At 64.7% G+C, this 16,460-nt stretch carries 14 protein-coding genes; 9 read left to right on the top strand and 5 right to left on the bottom strand.

Annotated elements, in window-relative coordinates; translation table 11 throughout:
- Positions 1 to 83: 83 nt before the first annotated feature.
- Positions 84 to 1,346 carry an MFS transporter gene (locus N2603_RS15395; protein ID WP_260389480.1) on the top strand — a complete coding sequence of 421 codons (1,263 nt, stop codon included), beginning with the start codon at positions 84 to 86 and terminating at the stop codon, positions 1,344 to 1,346.
- Positions 1,347 to 1,352: 6 nt separating this feature from the next.
- Here the strand turns inward: N2603_RS15395 and N2603_RS15390 are convergent, their stop codons facing one another.
- Positions 1,353 to 2,027: a Crp/Fnr family transcriptional regulator gene (locus N2603_RS15390; protein WP_260389479.1), complete on the bottom strand. Its 675-nt coding sequence runs from the start codon at positions 2,025 to 2,027 to the stop codon at positions 1,353 to 1,355.
- A gap of 336 nt (positions 2,028 to 2,363) precedes the next feature.
- Between N2603_RS15390 and N2603_RS15385 the strand changes: the two genes are divergently transcribed.
- The 6 genes from N2603_RS15385 (at position 2,364) to N2603_RS15360 (ending at position 9,477) form a co-directional block, all read left to right on the top strand.
- On the top strand, positions 2,364 to 3,185 hold the full coding sequence (locus N2603_RS15385) for an ABC transporter ATP-binding protein (RefSeq protein ID WP_080140120.1): 822 nt from the start codon (positions 2,364 to 2,366) through the stop codon (positions 3,183 to 3,185).
- Positions 3,182 to 5,113: a long-chain fatty acid--CoA ligase gene (locus N2603_RS15380; RefSeq protein WP_260389478.1), complete on the top strand. Its 1,932-nt coding sequence runs from the start codon at positions 3,182 to 3,184 to the stop codon at positions 5,111 to 5,113. The genes N2603_RS15385 and N2603_RS15380 overlap by 4 nt, the downstream gene beginning before the upstream one ends.
- A 76-nt stretch (positions 5,114 to 5,189) precedes the next feature.
- Positions 5,190 to 6,083, top strand: coding sequence for a branched-chain amino acid ABC transporter permease (locus N2603_RS15375; RefSeq protein ID WP_027576773.1), 894 nt, complete (start codon positions 5,190 to 5,192; stop codon positions 6,081 to 6,083).
- A gap of 3 nt (positions 6,084 to 6,086) precedes the next feature.
- Positions 6,087 to 7,160 (top strand): branched-chain amino acid ABC transporter permease, encoded by a 1,074-nt coding sequence (locus N2603_RS15370; RefSeq protein WP_018643252.1) that lies wholly within the window; start codon positions 6,087 to 6,089, stop codon positions 7,158 to 7,160.
- A 43-nt stretch (positions 7,161 to 7,203) separates the two neighbouring features.
- Positions 7,204 to 8,487, top strand: a complete 1,284-nt coding sequence (locus N2603_RS15365) for an ABC transporter substrate-binding protein (protein ID WP_260389477.1) — start codon at positions 7,204 to 7,206, stop codon at positions 8,485 to 8,487.
- Positions 8,488 to 8,637: 150 nt separating this feature from the next.
- Complete coding sequence (locus N2603_RS15360) at positions 8,638 to 9,477, top strand: ABC transporter ATP-binding protein (RefSeq protein ID WP_260389476.1); 840 nt, start codon at positions 8,638 to 8,640, stop codon at positions 9,475 to 9,477.
- A gap of 17 nt (positions 9,478 to 9,494) precedes the next feature.
- Here the strand turns inward: N2603_RS15360 and N2603_RS15355 are convergent, their stop codons facing one another.
- Positions 9,495 to 10,646: an AGE family epimerase/isomerase gene (locus N2603_RS15355; protein WP_260389475.1), complete on the bottom strand. Its 1,152-nt coding sequence runs from the start codon at positions 10,644 to 10,646 to the stop codon at positions 9,495 to 9,497.
- An 86-nt stretch (positions 10,647 to 10,732) separates the two neighbouring features.
- Here N2603_RS15355 and N2603_RS15350 point away from each other — a divergent pair, with 86 nt between their 5' ends.
- Entirely contained in the window at positions 10,733 to 11,956 is a 1,224-nt protein-coding gene (locus N2603_RS15350; RefSeq protein WP_260389474.1) for a phenylacetate--CoA ligase family protein, read from the top strand.
- Positions 11,957 to 12,053: 97 nt separating this feature from the next.
- On the opposite strand, the gene N2603_RS15345 is transcribed toward N2603_RS15350, so the two are convergent.
- From N2603_RS15345 to N2603_RS15335, 3 genes are read right to left on the bottom strand one after another with little or no spacing between them, the layout of a single operon-like run.
- The gene (locus N2603_RS15345) at positions 12,054 to 13,151 is read right to left on the bottom strand and encodes a DegT/DnrJ/EryC1/StrS family aminotransferase (RefSeq protein WP_260389473.1); all 1,098 of its coding nucleotides are present in this window, start codon (positions 13,149 to 13,151) and stop codon (positions 12,054 to 12,056) included.
- A 26-nt stretch (positions 13,152 to 13,177) separates the two neighbouring features.
- Positions 13,178 to 13,633, bottom strand: coding sequence for an acyltransferase (locus tag N2603_RS15340; protein ID WP_260389472.1), 456 nt, complete (start codon positions 13,631 to 13,633; stop codon positions 13,178 to 13,180).
- Positions 13,630 to 14,691 carry a Gfo/Idh/MocA family protein gene (locus N2603_RS15335; RefSeq protein ID WP_260389471.1) on the bottom strand — a complete coding sequence of 354 codons (1,062 nt, stop codon included), beginning with the start codon at positions 14,689 to 14,691 and terminating at the stop codon, positions 13,630 to 13,632. Before N2603_RS15335 ends, N2603_RS15340 begins: the two co-directional genes overlap by 4 nt.
- 380 nt (positions 14,692 to 15,071) lie before the next feature.
- On the opposite strand from N2603_RS15335, the gene N2603_RS15330 reads away from it, so the two are divergent.
- Positions 15,072 to 16,448: a GHMP family kinase ATP-binding protein gene (locus N2603_RS15330; RefSeq protein WP_260389470.1), complete on the top strand. Its 1,377-nt coding sequence runs from the start codon at positions 15,072 to 15,074 to the stop codon at positions 16,446 to 16,448.
- The last annotated feature ends 12 nt before the right edge of the window (positions 16,449 to 16,460 follow it).

The following is a 16,460-nucleotide window of genomic DNA, read 5'->3' as shown; positions in this document are numbered from 1 at the left end:
ACTTTGCCGAACAGCAAGAAGAAACAACACAGCAAGAAGAAACAACAAAGGTAGGGAATCGCCGTGACACGCGTCATCGCCTCTTGAGCAGAGGCGCGCGACCTTCAGCGCTCGCACCGTTCCGCATTCGCAACTATCGCTTCCAATGGCCATCCGACCTGCTCACCTCCTGGGCGTTCGAGATCGAGACCCTGGTGCTCGGCTGGTACATCCTGGTCGAGACCGGATCGGTGCTGCTGCTGACCCTTCTCGCCTCGCTGCAATATCTGGGAACACTGATTGCACCGGCGCTCGGGATGGTCGGCGACCGCATGGGTCATCGCGATCTCCTCGTGGTGCTGCGCCTGACCTACACGGCGCTGGCCTCGACCATCATGGTGCTGGCGCTGACCGGACACCTGGCGCCGCTCAACGTCATGATCATCGTGACGATCATGGGCCTGATCCGCTCCTCCGATCTCGGCCTCCGCAGCGCGTTGCTCGCCGACATCATGCCGGCCGAGCAGCTGGTCGGCGCGATCAGCCTGTCACGCACGACCCAGGATAGCGCCCGCATTGCCGGAGCGCTGACAGGAGCCGGCCTCTTCGCCGTGCTCGGCATTGGATTGGTTTATGCGGCAGTCGCCAGCCTCTACCTGGTGGCCGCGATTCTCATGTCCTGCCTGACCCGGCCGAAAAGGACCGTCGCCACGACGGACCTGCCGGCGAACAGCCGCGCCGTTTCAAAACTGCTCGACGAGCTGAAGGAAGGGATCGTCTACGCCTGGAATGGCCCTGGAATGGGCGCCGCACTGTGCGTCGCCTTCCTCGCCAATCTCACCGCATTTCCCTTCACCGGCGGATTGCTGCCCTACATCGCGCGCGAAATCTTTCACACCGACCAGACCGGCCTCGGTTATCTCTCGGCGAGCTTCGCCGTCGGCTCGCTGATCGGCTCGATCACGCTCAGCCTGGTCGGCGGACTGCGCATTGCCCGGCTGCTGATCGGCGCGACGCTGGCCTGGTACGCCATGTTGCTGGTGTTCGTCGAGATCAGGACGATGCCCGTCGCCATGGCCTGCCTCGTTCTCGCCGGCATCGCACAGAGCATGTCGATGATCTCGGCGGCCGTGATCCTGATGCGCACGGCGAGCGCGCATCTGCGCGGCCGCGTGATGGGCGTGCGCATGATGGTGATCTACGGCCTGCCGCTCGGACTGCTCGCGGCCGGCAGCCTGATCGACATCATCGGCTATTCCGCGACAGGGTCGCTCTACGCCGCCGTGGGCTTCATCGCGATGCTGGCGATCGCGATCCGCTGGCGCGCCGACCTCTGGCCGCTGCACGCACCCGCCAACGCGCGCTGACGGCGCCTAATCCCCGTACCCGCGCAGCCGCTCGACATTGAGGATGGTGACGCCGCCATATTCCAGCCGCAGCAGCCCCTCCTTCTCCAGCCGGTTCAGCGCGCGGTTGGCGTTCTGGCGGGACATACCGGAGAGCGCGCCGATTTCCTCCTGGGTGATCTCCAGATGCGCCGTCGATTCCGGATAGAGGATCGGGTTGAACAGCGAGGCGATGCTGCGGGCAAGCCGCGAGGTGGCATCGAGCGTGCGGTTGACCTCGAGCATGCCGATGAACTGGCCGAGCCGCTCGTTGAGCTGGCGCACCAGGAAGCGGTTGAAGCCGACGCTGTTCTCGAACAGCCACATGAACGCGCTGCGCTCCATCAGCGCGACGCGGCTGTTGCGCAGCGCCACCACGTCGTAGCGGCGCGGCTCGTTCTTGAGCACGCTGCCCTCGCCGAACCAGGCCCCCGCCGTCAGCCCGGCGAGACTGGTCTCCTTGCCGTCGCGCGAGACCCCGCCCATCCGGGCAAGGCCGAAAACCATGCCGGCCCAATAGTCGAAATTGTCGCCGCGCATGAACACGGTCTCGCCGGTGCCGTAGGACCGCTCCGTGATTCCGGCGCGGGCGACCTCGATCTCCGCGTGCGTGAGCTCGCGCGACCAGGCGGCAACGCGCTTCAGATGATCCTCTGAAATCATGATCTCGAAGCCAGCCGCACCGTGTCGTCACTCCACCCTTATGCTGCATCGCAACATCAACGTTTCGGCTTCCATCCGACGAAAGATGAAGGCCGCCTCGGTCCGAAAAACTTTGTCGCAGAATTGTCAGGCCGGAGACATTTCAAAATAGCGCTTTCCCCTATTGAGAACCACCTCGGGTGATGCGGCTTTTGATCCCAAACGGGAACGAAAGTGGCGACCGTCCGGTCGAGACCAATAGCTGCATGGTCTGGCAGGCACGGCCGTATTAGTATCGCCCGACAGAACCGACGAAGAGCGCCGCAGAACGCGCCATCACCGGGAGGGATTTGTTTGGTGGCTACCAGTCTCGAAGTGCGCGGCGTGTCCTTACGATTCGGCGGCGTTCGTGCGCTGACCGATGTCAGCTTCGCCATCAAGGAAGGCGAGCTGTTCTCGATCATCGGCCCCAACGGCGCCGGCAAGACCTCGATCGTGAACTGTATTTCCGGTCGCTACAAGCCGACCGAAGGCCAGCTGTTCTATGGCGATCGCGACATCACCGGCCTGACCCCGAATGCGCGCGCCTCGCTCGGCATCGGCCGCACCTTCCAGAATCTCGCGCTGTTCCACCACATGAGCGTGCTCGACAACATCATGGTCGGCCGCCATCACCTCCTGAAGAACAACTTCCTCACGGGCTCGCTGTACTGGCTCACCGGCGCGCGCAAGGAAGAACTCGAACACCGCCGCAAGGTCGAAGAGATCATCGACTTCCTCGACCTGCAGTCGGTGCGCAAGGCGACCGCCGGCACCCTCTCCTACGGCCTGCGCAAGCGTGTCGAGCTCGCCCGCGCCATGGCGCTGGAGCCGCGCCTCATCCTCCTCGACGAGCCGATGGCCGGCATGAACTTCGAGGAGAAGGAGGACATGGCCCGCTACATCGTCGATCTCAACGAGGAGTTCGGCATGACGGTGGTGATGATCGAGCACGACATGGGCGTGGTGATGGACATCTCCCACCGCGTCATGGTGCTGGATTTCGGCCGCAAGATCGCCGAAGGCGATCCGGGCGCGGTGCTCGCCGATCCCCACGTCAAGCGCGCCTATCTGGGTGAAGAAGACGAGGCGCTGGTCGATCCCGACGACGCTCCTCCGGCGCAGGAGAGCGCGGCATGATGGATTATGCAGGCCGCGTCGCGCAGGCCGATACCTACCCGAAGATGCTGCGGCTCAATGCGAAGGAGCACGGCAACGAGATCGCGCTGCGTGAGAAGGATCTCGGGCTGTGGCGCATTTTCACCTGGAGCGACTACCAGAGGCGGGTGCGCGATTTCGCGCTCGGCCTCATCGAGCTAGGCCTTGGTCGCGGCGACGTCATCGGCATCATCGGCGACAACCGACCGGACTGGGTCGCAGCAGAAGTGGCGACGCATGCGATCGGCGGCCTCAGCCTCGGGCTCTATCGCGACGTGCTGGATGAAGAAGCCGCCTATCTCCTCACCTATGGCGAGGCGCAGCTGGTCTTCGCCGAGGACGAGGAGCAGGTCGACAAGCTGCTGGCGCTGGCCGAGCGTGTGCCGAAGCTGAAGCACATCATCTATTCCGATCCGCGCGGCATGCGGAAATATGACGACCCGCGCCTGATGTCGGCGGAGAAGTTTGCCGAGCTCGGCCGCGCCCGCGCCGCGCGCGAGCCGGAGCTTTACGACAAGCTGGTGGATGCCACGAAGGGCGAGGACGTCGCGATCCTCTGCACGACGTCCGGCACCACCTCGCATCCGAAACTGGCGATGCTCGCCGCCGGCCGCGTGCTCGGCCATTGCGCGACCTATCTCGCCTTCGACCCCAAGGGGCCCGATGACGAATATGTCTCGGTGCTGCCGCTGCCGTGGATCATGGAGCAGGTCTACGTGCTCGGCAAAGGCCTGCTCTGCCGGATGAAGATCAACTTCGTCGAAGAGCCCGACACGATGATGAACGATCTGCGCGAGATCGCGCCGACCTTCGTGCTGTTCGCCCCGCGCGTCTGGGAGTCCATCGCCGCCGACGTCCGCGCCAAGGTGATGGACGCGACGCCCTTCAAGCAGCGCCTGTTCGACATCGGCATGAAGTCGGGCCTCGCGGCGCTGGAGCAGGGCAAGCGCTCCGGCTTTGCCGATACGATCCTGTTCCGCGCGCTGCGTGACCGCCTCGGCTTCACCCGCCTGCGCTCGGCCGCCACCGGCGGCGCGGCGCTCGGGCCGGATACCTTCAAGTTCTTCCAGGCCATGGGCGTGCCGCTGCGCACGCTCTACGGCCAGACCGAGCTGCTCGGGGCCTATACGCTGCATCCGGAGGGCAAGGTCGATCCTGACACCACCGGCGTGCCGATGGCCGACAGCGTCGAGATCCGCATCGACAATGCCGACGTCCACGGTGTCGGTGAAATCGTGGTGCGGCATCCCAACATGTTCCTGGGCTATTACAAGAACCCCGAGGCGAGTGTCGCCGACATCAAGGACGGCTGGATGCTCTCGGGCGACGCTGGCTATTTCAATGCCAATCGGCAGCTCGTCGTCATCGACCGCATCAAGGACCTCGCCGAGACTTCGCGCGGCGAGCGCTTCTCGCCGCAATTCATCGAGAACAAGCTGAAGTTCTCGCCCTATATCGCCGAAGCCGTGGTGCTCGGGGCCGGCCGCGACGCGCTCGCGGCGATGATCTGCATCCGCTACTCCATCATCTCGAAATGGGCGGAGAAGAACCGCCTCTCCTTCACGACCTACAGCGATCTCGCCTCGCGGTCGGAGGTCTATGCGCTGCTGCAGAAGGAGGTCGAGACCGTCAACGCCACACTGCCGCCCGCCCAGCGCATCTCGCGCTTCCTCTTGCTCTACAAGGAGCTCGACGCCGACGACGGCGAGCTCACCCGCACGCGAAAGGTGCGCCGCGGCGTCATCAACGAGAAGTACGAAGGCATCATCGATGCGATCTACCGCGGCGATGCCGACATCCCCGTCGACACCGTGATCCGCTTCCAGGACGGCACCACGCAGCGCGTACGAACGACACTGCGCGTGGTGGACCTCGGCGGACATGGGCACATGGCGGAGGCTGCGGAGTGAATTCGCTTCCAATACAGAGCCGGCAATCGATCCACCCCTCCCTGCGCAAGCGGGGAGAGGCGAAGGATAGCATCACATGAACACCGCCTTCCTCATCCAGCTCCTGGTCAACGGCCTCGTGGTCGGCACGCTCTATGGCGTGGTCGCGATGTCGTTCGTGCTGATCTACAAGGCGACCCAGGTCGTCAATTTCGCGCAAGGTGAATTGCTGCTGGTCGGCGCCTGGGTGTGCTGGGCGCTGCTCGCCAAATACCAGGTGCCGTTCTGGATCGGCATGCCGATCACGCTGGTGTTCATGTTCGTGTTCGGCATCGCGGTGCAGGTGCTGATCCTGCGGCCGATGATCGGCGAGCCCATCATCTCCGTGATCATGGTGACGATCGGCCTGTCCACCGTGCTCCAGGCCACGCTGAAGTGGATGTTCGGCGTCAACCCGCAGCCGTTCCCGCGCGTGTTCGAGAGCCAGTCGGTCAGCCTGTTCGGCCTCCAGATCCAGACCGTCTACGTCATGAGCCTCGTCGTCTCGGTCGCGATGATGATCGGCATGGCCTGGTTCTTCCGCGCCTCGAAATACGGCCTCGCGATGCGCGCCACCGCGTTCAACCAGCAGGTCGCGCAGTCGCTCGGAATTTCCGTGAAAAGCGTGTTCGCGATGGCCTGGGCGATCTCGGCGACAGTTTCCGCGGTCGCCGGCGTCGTCGTCGCCGTCGTCAACGGCGTGTCCTCGGGCCTTGCCGCCTACGGCATCAAGGTGTTCCCGGCAGCGATCCTCGGCGGGCTCGATTCCGTCGGCGGCGCGGTGCTCGGCGGCATCATCATCGGGCTGCTCGAGAACGTCGCCCAATATGTCGACAGCCAATACCTGCACTGGGGCAATCTCTACGAGATTGCGCCGTTCTACGTCCTCATCATCGTGCTGATGATCAAGCCCTACGGCCTGTTCGGCACCCACGACATCGAGCGGATCTGACCCATGGCCGGCCCTGCCCTCATCCCCGCTGGTGATTTCCGCACCTCCTATGCGGCCGACACCACGATCTTCCCGACCACCACCAGCCGCAACTTCGCGATTCTCGGCGTGCTGCTGCTCTGCCTCGCGCCGCAATTCTTCAGCGGCTACTGGCTCAGCATCCTGATCCAGATCGGCATCTTCTCGATCGCGGCGCTCGGCCTCAACATCCTGGTCGGCTTCACCGGCCAGATCTCGATCGGGCACGCCGCCTTCTTCCTGCTCGGCGCCTTCACATCGGCCTACATCTCCAACAACGCGCCGATCCCGGTGTTCTTCGCGATTCCGCTCGCGGGCGTCGTCACCGCGATGGTCGGTCTGATCTTCGGCATCCCGGCGGCGCGGCTGAAGGGCCTCTACCTCGTCATCGCGACGCTGGCCGCGCAATACATCCTGCTCGACTTCTTCTCGCGCGCCGAATGGTTCTCCGGCGGCTCGGTGCCGGCGAGCGCCGAGCCGTTCTCGATCTTCGGCTATACGCTGCGCGGCGATAAACAATATTTCTACGTCGTGCTGGCCTATGTGCTCCTGAGCTACATCCTCGTCACCAATCTGATGCGCACGCGCGACGGCCGCGCGCTGGTGGCGATCCGCGACCATTATCTCTCCGCGGAGATCATGGGCATCAACCTCACCAAGTACCGCACGCTGTCGTTCGGCCTCGCGGCCTTCTTCGCCGGCATCGCCGGTGCGCTCTACGCGCACTATCAGCTCGTGGTCTCCCAGGAAGGATTCGGCATCGAGCGCTCGATCCTGTTCCTGGCCATGATCATCATCGGCGGCACCGGCTCGATCATGGGCACGCTGATGGGCACCGCCTTCGTGGTGCTGCTGCCCGAGGGGATGGAGTTCATCAGCCACTACTTGAAGGGTGGCGCGATCGACAAGGCGCTGTCGCTCAACACCAACATCACCTTCCTGCGCGAGATCGCGATCGGGGTGATCATCATCGCGTTCCTGATGTTCGAGCCCGATGGCCTCGCGCATCGCTGGCGGCAGATCAAGGCGTACTGGAAACTCTACCCGTTCTCGCACTGAGCCGGGCAACTTCACTTAGACAATAAACAGGAGGAACCGACCCATGAAGGCAAAATCCCTTTTGAGCACCGCATCGCTCGCGATCGTGATCGCCGCCTTTTCGGCCGGCGCGCAGGCGCAGATCGCGATCGGGCACCTCGCCGATTATTCCGGCGGCACCTCCGACGTCGGCACGCCCTACGGCCAGGCCGTCGCCGACGCTTTTGCCTGGGTCAACAAGAACGGCGGCGTCGGCGGCAAGCAGCTCAGCGTCGACACCAACGACTACGGCTACCAGGTGCCGCGCGCGATCGCGCTGTACAAGAAATGGTCGGCGCCGGACAGCAAGGTCGCGGCGATCATGGGCTGGGGCACCGCCGATACCGAGGCTCTGACCGGCTTCCTCGCCCAGGACAAGATCCCCGACATGTCGGGCTCCTATGCCGCGGCGCTGACCGATCCCGAAGGTGTCAGCGGCAAGGCCAAGCCCGCGCCCTACAATTTCTTCTACGGCCCGAGCTATTCGGACTCGCTGCGCGCGATGCTGATGTGGGCCGCCGAGGACTGGAAGGCCAAGGGCAAGTCCGGCAAGCCGAAGTTCGTGCACATGGGCGCCAACCATCCCTATCCGAACGCGCCGAAGGCCGCGGGCGAAGCCATGGCGCAGGAGCTCGGCTTCGAGGTGCTGCCGCCGCTGGTGTTCGCGCTCACGCCGGGTGACTACAGCGCGCAGTGCCTGAGCCTGAAATCCTCGGGCGCCAACTACGCCTATCTCGGCAACACCGCGGCTTCCAACATCTCGGTGATGAAGGCCTGCAAGACCGCCGGCGTCGAGATCCAGTTCCTCGGCAATGTCTGGGGCATGGACGAGAACGCCGCCAAGACGGCCGGAGATTCCGCCAACGGCGTGATCTTCCCCTTGCGCACCGCGGTGAGCTGGGGCGGCGATGCGCCCGGCATGAAGACGGTGATGGAGATCTCCAAGATGTCCGATCCGAGCGGCAAGGTCTATCGCCCGGTGCACTACATCGCGGCGGTCTGCTCGGCGCTGTACATGAAGGAGGCGCTCGACTGGGCCGCCAAGAACGGCGGCGCCACCGGCGAGAACGTCGCCAAGGGCTTCTATCAGAAGAAGGACTGGGTGCCATCAGGTATGGAAGGCGTCTGCAATCCCTCGACCTGGACCGACAAGGATCACCGCGGCACGCTGAAGGTCGACCTCTACCGCACCAAGGTGTCGGGCGCGACCGACGGCGATCTCAACGATCTCATGGCCAAGGGCACGATCAAGCTCGAGAAGGTCAAGACCGTCGAGCTGCCGCGCAAGCCGGAGCTGCTGGGCTGGTGAGACTGATCCGTTCGTCGTTCCGGGGCGCCTCGAAGAGGCGAACCCGGAACCTCGAGATTCTCAGGTTCGCAATTGCGCACCATAGTTCGGTCCTGCGGACCACGCCGGAATGACGGATGAAGCTGTGACGACAGCGGAGAATGAAGACGCATGTCCCAAACCATTGAAGCAACCCGCTCAACTCCCACCGCTGTCGCGACGCCGCCCCTGCTCGGCGTGCGCAACATCGAGGTCGTCTATGACGATGTCATCCTGGTGTTGCGCGGGCTCAGCCTCGACGTGCCCAAGGGTGCGATCGTGGCGCTGCTGGGGGCCAACGGCGCCGGCAAGTCGACGACGCTGAAGGCGATCTCGGGGCTGCTCAAGACCGAGGACGGCGAAGTCACGCGCGGCGAGATCCTGTTCGAGGGCGAGCGCATCAACGGCATCGATCCCGACAAGATCGTCCGCCGCGGCATCTTCCAGGTGATGGAGGGCCGGCGCATCGTCGCCGACATGACGTCGCTGGAGAACCTCAAGCTCGGTGCCTTCACCCGCAGGGACCGCGAGGTCGATGCCGATCTCGACATGGTCTTCAACTACTTCCCGCGCCTGAAGGAGCGCACCGGGCTTGCCGGCTACCTCTCCGGCGGCGAGCAGCAGATGCTCGCGATCGGCCGCGCGCTGATGGCGCGCCCGAAGATGATTTTGATGGACGAGCCGTCGATGGGCCTGTCGCCGCTGCTGGTGAAGGAGGTGTTTTCCATCATCCAGAAGATCAACCGCGACCTCGGCGTCACCATCCTGCTGGTCGAGCAGAACGCGCGCGCCGCGCTGTCGGTGGCGAGCCACGGCTACATCATGGAGCAGGGCAAGGTCGTGCTCGACGGCACCGCCGACGAGCTGCGCGATAACGAGGACGTCAAGGAGTTCTACCTCGGCGGCGCCGGCGACCAGCGCAAGAGTTTTAAAAATCTCAAGAGCTTCAAGCGGCGCAAGCGTTGGCTGTGACCCGCAACGCTTCGAGCCTAGCCCAGCACCTGCTCCGCTTCCGTGACTGCGCAGAGAACATGATAGAACGACGACGCAGGAATGGTGTCGACCAGCGATTTGCCGTCGCGATCGAACTGGTCGTACCAGCCGCCCTTGACGGGATGGCTGAGATAATGCCGTTCGAGCAGCACCAGCGACGCGCGCGCCTCCTCCGCCGCACCCGCCTCGCCGGACTCGGCCTGCGCGATCCACGCCTTCGCGATCTCGGTCTGCGGCCACAGCCGGCGCGTGCTGCGGCGGATGTTGCCGCTCGCATCGCCCTCGTCGATCAGGCAGCCCGTCGCCTCGTCGCGATAGCGCAGCGCGGTCGCCAGCAGCTCCGCGCGCCGCTGCCCGGTCGGACAGCCGGTAATGCGCTCAAATCCCTTCAGCAGCCAGACCCATTCCGCCTGATGGCCCGGCTCGACGCTAACCGGCTCGATCTTGGACCAGTCCTCCTCGAAATACTCCGACAAGACGTGCTTCTGCTTGTCGTAGAGATTGGCGAGGAACAGCGCGAAGAACTCGCCGGCACGGTTCTGGAACGACAAATCGTGGGTCGCGTCGAAGCACGCGATCATCGCCTCGAACAGATGCATGTGCGGGTTCTGCCGGCGCGGCAGCGAGACCGGCAGACCTTCGTGAACGCCGCCATGCGGCGAGCGCAGATGGCCGTCGAGGAAGGCGAGCAGCGCGTCGATCTCGGCGCGAATTTGCGCGTCCTTGTCGAGCGTGTAGACGGTCGCGAGCGCAAACAGGATGAAGGCGTGGTCATAGGCGTCGCGCCGACCGTCAAGCATCGCGCCCTCTGGCGTCAGCCGGTGCACATAGCCGGGCTTGCCGTCGGGCGATTTGGCCTTCGCCAGCAGGTGCTCCAGCCCCTTCAGCGCGATGGCGCGCCCTTCCGGATACCAGCCCATCTGCGCCGCCTTGGCGTAGCAGTAGATCTGGCGGGCCTGCACGAACACGCGCCGCGGCGCGGCGGCATCCGCCGTGCCGTCGCGGTGCAGCCGGTCGATGAAGCCGCCCGCTTCATGATCCCAGCCGACGGTCGACCACAGCGGCATCGCCTCCTCGATCATGCGGCGCTTCAGGCGCGCGACGACGCCGGCCGTCTCCTCCGCCGCCATGATCGGTTCCTCCGCCATCTCGCTCTCTCCACGTCCCCACAATGGCCGTCTGATACCCATGCCAGCGGCGGCGTGCAACGGATGCCAACCCGGAAAGATCAGCCATGACCGCCCATTACGACGCCCTCGAGACGCGCGAGCAGGCTGCGCGCGAGGCCGAGCTGTTTTCGCGCCTTCCCGCCGTTCTGCGCAGCGCGATGACGGCACCCGCCTATGCCGAGCGGCTGAAGGGCGTGGATCCGGACGCCGTGACCACGCGCGCGGCGCTGGCGCGCCTGCCGGTGCTGCGCAAGTCGGAACTGCCGGCCCTGCACAAGGCCTCGGCGCCCTTCGGCGGCCTCGTGGCGGTAGCACCCGGCTCGTTCGCGCGGCTTTTCACCTCGCCGGGACCGATCTTCGAGCCGGAGGGACGGCAGGCCGATCCGTGGCGCGGCGCGCGGGCGCTGTTCGCGGCCGGGTTCCGCGAGGGCGACATCGTGCTCAACACCTTCAGCTACCACCTCACGCCTGGCGGCTTCATCTTCGATTCGTCGGCGCGCGCGCTCGGCTGCGCGGTGATCCCCGCAGGTCCCGGCAATGCCGAGCAGCAATTCGAGCTGATCGAAGCCTACCGTCCCGTCGGCTACAGCGGCACGCCGGACTTTTTGAAGATCCTGCTCGACGCTGCCGCAACCGCAGGCCGCGACGTCTCCTCGATCAAGCGCGCGCTGGTCTCGGGTGCGGCCTTCCCGCCCTCGCTCCAGGCCGAGATCAAGGCGCGCGGCATCGACGCCTACCAGGCCTTCGGCACCGCCGATCTCGGCCTCATCGCGTTCGAGACCGAGGCCCGTGAAGGCATGGTCGTGAACGAGGACCTGATCATGGAGATCGTAAAGCCCGGCACCGGCGATCCCGTGGCGCCGGGCGACGTCGGCGAGATCGTCGTCACCTCGCTCGACCCGCACCATCCCTGGATCCGGCTTGCGCTCGGCGATCTCACCGCCGCGCTGCCGGGCACCAGCCCCTGCGGTCGCACCAACATGCGGATCAAGGGCTGGATGGGCCGCGCCGACCAGACCACCAAGGTCAAGGGCATGTTCGTCCGTCCCGAGCAGGTCGCCGAGATCGCCAAGCGCCATCCCGCGCTCGGCCGCCTGCGCCTCGTCGTCACGCGCCAGGGCGAAACCGACGCCATGACGCTGAAGGCCGAAACCGCGGCGGCAAGCGAGGCACTGCGCGAGGAGATCGCGGGCACCTTGCGGGCGGTGACGAAGCTCGGCGGCGCGATCGAGCTGGTCGGCCCCGGCGCGCTGCCGAACGACGGCAAGGTGATCGCGGACGAGCGCTAAAGCATGATCCGGAAAAGTGCGAAGCGGTTTTCCGGAAAGATCATGCGCGAACAACAACCTAAAGCGCGAGGATGATTAATCCAAATCTCATCGCGCTTTAGAATTTCCGGACGAGGTCGATCACCTCGTCCTGCTGCGCGCGAGTGATTTCCGCGAACATCGGCAGCGACAGGATTTGTCCCTGGTCGCGAGATGCATTCGGAAACTGTTCCGTGCGGTAGCCAAGCCGCTGATAGGCGGGCAGAAATGGCAATGCGGTGGGATAGTTGATGGCCGTCTGCGCACCGCTAGCCTTGAGATGGGCGGCCAATGCATCACGACGCGGATGGCGGATCGTATAGAGGTGGTAGACGTGACCGCGCTTGGGCGCGATCGCGGGTACGATGAGTTCTTCGATTTGGCCCAGTCCTGCGTCGTAGACTTTCGCGGCAGCCTGTCGCGCCTCGGTCCAGGCCGCCAGATGCGGCAGCTTCGCCGACAGGATGGCGGCCTGCAGGCCATCGAGCCGACTGTTGATGCCCTCGATCTGGTGCTGATGCTTCACGAGCCCGCCATGGCGCGCCAACATGGTCATATGCTCGGCAAGTGCGCCGTCATTGGTGACCACCGCGCCGGCGTCTCCCATCGCACCGAGATTCTTGCCGGGATAAAACGAATAGGTCGCGGCCGCGCCGAAGGTGCCGACCATTTGCCCCTTGTAACGTGCAAGATGCGCCTGCGCGCAGTCCTCGATCACCCACAATTTGTGCCTGGCTGCGATCGCCATGATCGCATCCATGTCGGCAGGCTGGCCGTAGAGATGGACGGGGATGATGCCGACAGTGCGCGGCGTGATCGCCGCCTCGATCGCCGCCGGATCGATCGTGAAGGTCGCACCGTCGGTGTCGCAGAACACGACCGAAGCTCCGGCATGGGTGATCATCGCGGCCGTCGAAATCCACGAATGCGCCGTGGTGATCACCTCGTCACCCGGCTTCACCTTCAGCGCCTTCATGGCGAGATAAAGCGCATCGGTCCCGTTGGCACAGGACACGCAATGCTTCACCTCGGCGGCCTCGGCGAATTCCCGTTCGAAGGCATCGACATAGCTGCCGCGAATGAACGCGCTGTCACCGATCACGCCTGCGATTGCAGCATCGATCTCGCTCTTGATGGTCTGATGCTGCAGATGCAGATCGGCAAAAGGCACGGCCATCGATCGTATTCCCTTAATTTACCGGTCTACAGCCGGCGCGCCGGATTACCGGCATAGGTGCCCGGCGTCGCAATATCCTTGGTCACCACGGCGCCCGCGCCGATCACGACGTCGTCCGTGATCTTCACCGGCAGGATGGTGGCGTTCGAGCCGATCGACACCCGGTTGCCGATCACCGTCTCGCGCCACAGTTCCTTGCGGCCTCGCGCCGGGCCACCGGTCGAAAACGTATCGTTGATGAACATCACGCCATGTCCGACGAAGCAATCCTCGCCGATCGTCACCAGCTCGCAGATGAAGGCATGCGACTGCACACGGGTGCGCGCACCAATCACCACGCCCTTCTGGATCTCGGTGAACGGACCGACGAAGCAATCGTCGCCGATCTTGCAGCCATAGAGATTGCAGGGCTCGACGACCTTGACGCCGACACCGAACGCGACATCGCGAATAGCGGCCTGATGGATGTCCGGCTTGTTCACGTGACGACACCCAGGCGGCTCAGCCGCGGTGTAAATCGCAGCGGCACCTCCGCGCCGGTCTCGATCGATTCATACAGCGCGGAGATCAGTTCCAGGCTCTTGCGGCCCTCGAGTCCGTCGACCAGCGCGGCGCGCTGGTTCACCAGGCAGTCGACCACATGGTGGTAATAGGCCTGATGGCCGAAGCCATAGACGTTGGGCGGATTGACCGAGAACTTCTCGACCACGTCCTTGTCGGAAGGCAGCTCGTCGACGAAGCGCCAATGCCGGATCTGATTGACCGCGAAGCCGGAGATCTCCACCGTGCCCTTTTCTCCGAGGATCGAAAGCGATCCCTCCAGATCGGTCGGCCGCGCCGCAGTGGTGGCCTCGACGATTCCGAGAGCGCCGTTACGAAACTTCAGCGTCGCAACCGCAGTGTCCTCGGTCTCGATCTTCGCGAGCGCCGTCACCCCGCGCGCATGCACGCTGACGACGTCGCCGAAGAACCACTCCAGCATGTCGATGTGATGGCTCGCCTGGTTGGTGAGGACGCCGCCATCGTAAGCCCAAGTGCCGCGCCAGGCATCCTGGTCGTAATAGGCCTGGTCACGGCACCAGCGCACGCGCACGGTGCCCAGAATCAACTTGCCAAAGCGGCCGGCATCGAGCGCCTCGCGCGCCTTGACGACCGGCACGTTGAAGCGGTTCTGCTTGACGATAAACATCTTCACGCCCGCCTCGTCGCAGGCGCGGATCATGTCGTCGGCATCCTGCAGCCGGAGCGCCATCGGCTTCTCGACGACGACGTGCTTGCCGGCCCTGGCGCAGGCAATGACGTGCGCCGGATGCAGCCCACTTGGTGTCAGCACCGCAACCGCGTCGATGTCCTTGCGGGCGAGAAAGTTGTCCATGTCGTAATCGGCAGGCACCCCGAACTTGCCGGCAATGGCGTCGGCGCGTGCGCGGACGGGATCGCAGACCGCAACGAGGCTCGCACCCTCTACGTGATTGCCGCCCAAGAGGTCGGAATGGCGTTTGGCAATTCGCCCGCAGCCGAGCAGCCCAAATCTAATCATGCAGAGCCTTCATCATACCGGTAAACGCCGGTGAACGCGGACGGGGCCGGCCCAGGCAAGGCCGACCGTCGGCAAGTGCCTGGTTCGTCAAATACAGGCAAAGCAGACGGCAAGGCAAGGCGAGCGCTAGACCAGGCAGTTCGACCCGCCCCGCAACGCCTGTGGCCCCATCCGGGGCAGGACACCGCGAGCGGTCCGCAACGCCCAAGCCGGCTCCTGACGAAGCCGGTTCCGGCACTGATGACCCCATATGCGGCGCGCGGACGCGCGATTCCGGGAAACTTGCATGATCCGGCCCCCTGCCGTATCTAACGACTCGAAAGGCGGCTCGCCGCGGGGTTAAGGGCCTGAAATTCCTTCCCCTTTTTGGATCCATCACATTGGCAGAAACGAGCCACCTCACCATCGCCGAAACCGAGACCATTGAGGAAGCCTTCCGGCGCCTCAACGCCAACATGCTCGGGATCCTGTTCGCACAGAATGCGGCCGGACGAATCGTCGGCGCGGTGACCGATGGCGACATCCGCCGAAGGATGCTGACGGGCCTCACGATCCACGACCAGGTGGCAGCCTGCATCAACCGCAACTTCGTCTCGGCGCAGGCCGGCGGACCGCGGGAGCAGATCCTCAAGCTGCTCGATCAGCGCGTGCACGTCGTGCCCATCCTCGATACCGAGGGCCGGCTGGTCGACGTGTTCAGCCGCGAGCTGTTCAACCTGTCGGAGGAGAGCGAGGTCTTCGCGCGCGCCCGCTCGCCGGTGCGCATCTCCTTCTCCGGCGGCGGCACCGATCTGACGCACTACTTCGTCGCCAACGACGGCGGCGCGGTGATCAGCGCCACGATCAAGATGTACGCGCATGCGACCTTGCGGCGCCGGAGCGATCCCCGCATCCGGATCTATTCGCACGATTTTCGCCGCACGGTGGAGGCCGAGAGCCTCGCCGAGCTCGGCACGGGCGGCGATCTGGCCCTGATCAAATCGGTGGTGCGCCTGATCAAGCCGACTTACGGCTTCGAGCTCGAGGTCTCCGCCGACTTTCCGGTCGGCTCCGGCCTCGGCGGCTCGGCGGTGGTCTCCTCCGCCATCATCGGCTGCTTCAACGAATTTCGCAGCGACCAATGGGATCGCCACGAGATCGCGGAAATGGCGTTTCAGGCCGAGCGGTTGATGCTCAACATTCCCGGCGGGTGGCAGGATCAATACGCCACCGTGTTCGGCGGCTTCAATCACATGGAGTTCTCCTCCGACCAGAACACCATCGTACCGCTGCGTCTCGACTCCAACATCATCGCCGAGCTCGAGGAGAGCCTCGTGCTCTGCTACACCGGCGCAGGCCGCGACTCCGGAGCGATCCATCGCGACCAGAAAGCTCAGCACGAGACGACCGACGCAGTAAGCGCCGCCGCCAAGCAGAAGGAGGTGACGCGCGAGATCCGCAAGCACCTGCTGCGCGGCCGACTGCAGGATTGCGGACGCCTCATCGACGAAGCCTGGCACGCCAAGCGCAAGCTCAGCTCCAAGATCTCCTCCGGCGAGCTCGACGCTCTCTACGATTTCGCCAAATCGCACGGCGCCGTCGGCGGCAAGCTGCTGGGCGCTGGCGGCGGCGGCTACTTCCTGTTCTTCGTGCGTCCGTTCGAGCGCTACCAGCTCATCGCGGCGCTGGAGCAGCAGGGGCACAGCTGCTCGCGCATCATGTTCGAAGAAAACGGACTGCGGACGTGGAAATCGCGCCTTCCCGCGCGATCCGCCTGACGCGTGTGAGAC

Source organism: Bradyrhizobium huanghuaihaiense (assembly GCF_025200885.1).
Classification (GTDB): domain Bacteria; phylum Pseudomonadota; class Alphaproteobacteria; order Rhizobiales; family Xanthobacteraceae; genus Bradyrhizobium; species Bradyrhizobium huanghuaihaiense.
This window is presented reverse-complemented; position numbering and strand designations above follow the sequence as displayed.

Bases quoted from the DNA above. Each gene is read 5' to 3' on its own strand.
- N2603_RS15345 (WP_260389473.1), bottom strand. From the start codon at position 13,151: ATGGCCGTGCCTTTTGCCGATCTGCATCTGCAGCATCAGACCATCAAG.
- N2603_RS15365 (WP_260389477.1), top strand. From the start codon at position 7,204: ATGAAGGCAAAATCCCTTTTGAGCACCGCATCGCTCGCGATCGTGATC.
- N2603_RS15390 (WP_260389479.1), bottom strand. From the start codon at position 2,027: ATGATTTCAGAGGATCATCTGAAGCGCGTTGCCGCCTGGTCGCGCGAG.
- N2603_RS15355 (WP_260389475.1), bottom strand. From the start codon at position 10,646: ATGGCGGAGGAACCGATCATGGCGGCGGAGGAGACGGCCGGCGTCGTC.
- N2603_RS15350 (WP_260389474.1), top strand. From the start codon at position 10,733: ATGACCGCCCATTACGACGCCCTCGAGACGCGCGAGCAGGCTGCGCGC.
- N2603_RS15370 (WP_018643252.1), top strand. From the start codon at position 6,087: ATGGCCGGCCCTGCCCTCATCCCCGCTGGTGATTTCCGCACCTCCTAT.
- N2603_RS15335 (WP_260389471.1), bottom strand. From the start codon at position 14,691: ATGATTAGATTTGGGCTGCTCGGCTGCGGGCGAATTGCCAAACGCCAT.
- N2603_RS15380 (WP_260389478.1), top strand. From the start codon at position 3,182: ATGATGGATTATGCAGGCCGCGTCGCGCAGGCCGATACCTACCCGAAG.
- N2603_RS15375 (WP_027576773.1), top strand. From the start codon at position 5,190: ATGAACACCGCCTTCCTCATCCAGCTCCTGGTCAACGGCCTCGTGGTC.
- N2603_RS15360 (WP_260389476.1), top strand. From the start codon at position 8,638: ATGTCCCAAACCATTGAAGCAACCCGCTCAACTCCCACCGCTGTCGCG.